3 protein-coding genes are annotated in these 1754 nt (G+C 43.2%); 2 read left to right on the top strand and 1 reads right to left on the bottom strand.

Features of this window, described 5'->3' with window-relative positions:
- The first annotated feature begins 159 nt into the window (after positions 1–159).
- Both PX636_RS18335 and PX636_RS18330 read left to right on the top strand, forming a co-directional pair.
- On the top strand, positions 160–633 hold the full coding sequence (locus tag PX636_RS18335; RefSeq protein WP_288118202.1) for a type II toxin-antitoxin system VapC family toxin: 474 nt from the start codon (positions 160–162) through the stop codon (positions 631–633).
- A 2-nt stretch (positions 634–635) separates the two neighbouring features.
- Positions 636–854, top strand: coding sequence for a hypothetical protein (locus tag PX636_RS18330; protein ID WP_079207363.1), 219 nt, complete (start codon positions 636–638; stop codon positions 852–854).
- 268 nt (positions 855–1122) lie between these two features.
- On the opposite strand, the gene PX636_RS18325 is transcribed toward PX636_RS18330, so the two are convergent.
- Positions 1123–1449: a DUF433 domain-containing protein gene (locus tag PX636_RS18325; protein WP_004268636.1), complete on the bottom strand. Its 327-nt coding sequence runs from the start codon at positions 1447–1449 to the stop codon at positions 1123–1125.
- Positions 1450–1754: the final 305 nt, after the last annotated feature.

Below are 1754 nucleotides of genomic sequence, written 5' to 3'. Positions count from 1 at the left end.
GCCGATGAAGACGCAAGGTTTTGAAGCACGATTCTCTCAAAATCTTGCACCTGTTTCGCTCGTAAAGCCACAAAACCCTTACCTTGCCTACATTTCACCTTTATTCAGCAAGCCCTAAATAGGGTATGATGGACGTTGGATAGATTTTCTCCTATTGCCGTGAGCGAAAGCGTCTATATTGAAACCAGTATCTTAGGCTACCTAACTGCTCGACCCAGCAGAGATATTATTGTGGCGGCTAATATTGAGATAACGAGGGAATGGTGGGAATTTCGTCGAAACGACTTTATTCTGTACACTTCCGAGGCTGTCCTAGAGGAAGTAACTAAAGGATATACAGCGATCGCCTCCGAAAGGCTGGATATTTTGCGTGATTTTCCCTTGTTAGCATTGAACGAAGCTGCACAAGGTTTGGCTAAACAATTCTTAACCCGCAGTAATCTGCCTCCAAAAGCGAAAGTTGACGCGATCCACATTGCCGCCGCAACTGTCCACGGTATGGATTATCTGTTAACGTGGAACTGTAAGCATATTGCTAATGCTCAAATTCAGAGAAAATTGGCAGAGATCAGCATTGATTTTGGATACGAGTTACCGATTCTTTGTACACCCAACGAACTCTTAGGAGGTTGATTATGTTTCATGATGAGATCGTCGAAGAGATCCACCGAATCCGTGAAGAGTATGCCAAGTCCTTCAACTATGACTTGGATGCAATCTTTGCAGATCTACGCAAGAAGCAAGCGGAAAGTGGCAGAGAAGTTGTCACCTTGTCGCGAAAACCCGGTCTAGCAAAACGTTGGAGCGGACGACCGAAAGATATTGGTGATGATACCAGTCGCCGCTCAAGTTAGAATGGGATGACGAAGTAAAAGCTTTTTCGGCAAATTGTCCCCAATTAAATTATCAACTTTAGAGCATTGCTGGCCTCAGATATCTTAGGGTGCGTACTAGGCAGCTTTTGCCTTTTTGGGAGCAGTTTAATCTAATACTAAATCCGTTGAGTATAGGCTACATATCAGGAGAGGCAACAGACAACAGGCAACAGGCAACAGGCAACAGACAACAGGCAAAACGGAGAATAAATAATCAGTTTTTAATAAGCGGATTTAGTATCATCCCCTAAACTGCCTGATTCTGCTCAATGAGTAAATCAATCTCATCTTCATGAGCTGCCGCATATACCCAAGCATTAGCTAAATCCGTAGCCTTAATAGTTGGATAACTTGTTAATAAATCAGCATCACTATAACCAAGACGACGAGCTTCTACTAACACCCAAACTGGAATTCTTGTATTGGCAATGCAGGCTTGTCCACCACAAACTTTAGGCGTTTTCTCAATTCCCTGCCAATTACCACCAAGACTTTGAGCGAGTAACTGGATTACCTGCACTTTTTCCCTAGGTTTGAGGGCAAGAAGTTGCTCTTCTAACTCTTTGATGATCACAGGCTTAAATCCCCATAAAGTTTTGGCCAATTATCCTCAATCATTTTACCAGAAAATTTGGGTTGAAAAACTCCCACTTTTAGTAGAGTCTAGGGTGCGTGTTTGCGGCTATCAATTCGGTCAAAAAACTCAAATTAACAATCCGCCGTAACGCACCACCTTTATCATTCGGGTTGCGTGTGTCTCCCCAGGAGTTTAACCCTCTGTTCTTTTGCTCTTTTGCCCTTTGTCTCCCGCCTAGCGACGGGTCGATTTTTTTGAGAAAATTGAGGTAGTGTTAATTTTTAACTACTTAGGGCTGGCTG

This window comes from Microcystis sp. M53598_WE2 (assembly GCF_030067735.1).
Lineage (GTDB): Bacteria > Cyanobacteriota > Cyanobacteriia > Cyanobacteriales > Microcystaceae > Microcystis > Microcystis aeruginosa.
Note: the sequence above shows the minus strand (reverse complement) of the source record. Positions and strands in the feature narration are given on the sequence as shown.

What these genes read in the sequence shown, in the direction of transcription:
- PX636_RS18330 (WP_079207363.1), top strand. Translation starts at nt 636, where the DNA reads ATGTTTCATGATGAGATCGTCGAAGAGATCCACCGAATCCGTGAAGAG.